Source organism: Nitrospirota bacterium, assembly GCA_015233895.1.
Lineage (GTDB): Bacteria > Nitrospirota > Thermodesulfovibrionia > Thermodesulfovibrionales > Magnetobacteriaceae > Magnetomonas.
In genome coordinates this window covers 1-444 of sequence record JADFXG010000065.1, presented here as the reverse complement: position 1 = coordinate 444, position 444 = coordinate 1, and the positions used below count along the sequence as shown (strand labels likewise).

Annotated in this window: 1 rRNA gene (only partly in view); it reads left to right on the top strand. The window is 49.3% G+C overall.

Going from position 1 to position 444, the window contains the following annotated elements:
• A 23S ribosomal RNA gene (locus tag HQK88_17200) occupies positions 1-444 on the top strand (its annotated part extends 317 nt beyond the left edge of the window); the annotation flags it as partial.

The following is a 444-nucleotide window of genomic DNA, read 5'->3' as shown; positions in this document are numbered from 1 at the left end:
TTGCGAGAGAATAGCAAAAGCGTCTGGAAAGGCGCACCACAGCAGGTGAAAGTCCTTTTTGCGAAATTCTTAAGCACCTTAGAGGTATCCCAAGTAATGCGGGGCACGAGAAATCCCGTATGAATCTGTGCCGACCATGGCATAAGCCTAAATACTCGAGTCTGACCGAAAGCGTACAAGTACCGTGAGGGAAAGTTGAAAAGAACCCCGGGAGGGGAGTGAAATAGAACCTAAAATCGTAAACTTACAAAGCGGTCGAAGGCCTATGCATATCGCAAGATATGAACGGCTGACGGCGTACCTTTTGCATAATGGACCAACTAGTTGCTAGCTGTTGCAAGCTTAAGCCCCTCTGGGGCGGAGGCGTAGGGAAACCGAGTGTGAACAGCGCGATTCAGTAACAGTTAGCAGACGCGAAACCACGTGATCTATCCATGGCCAGAA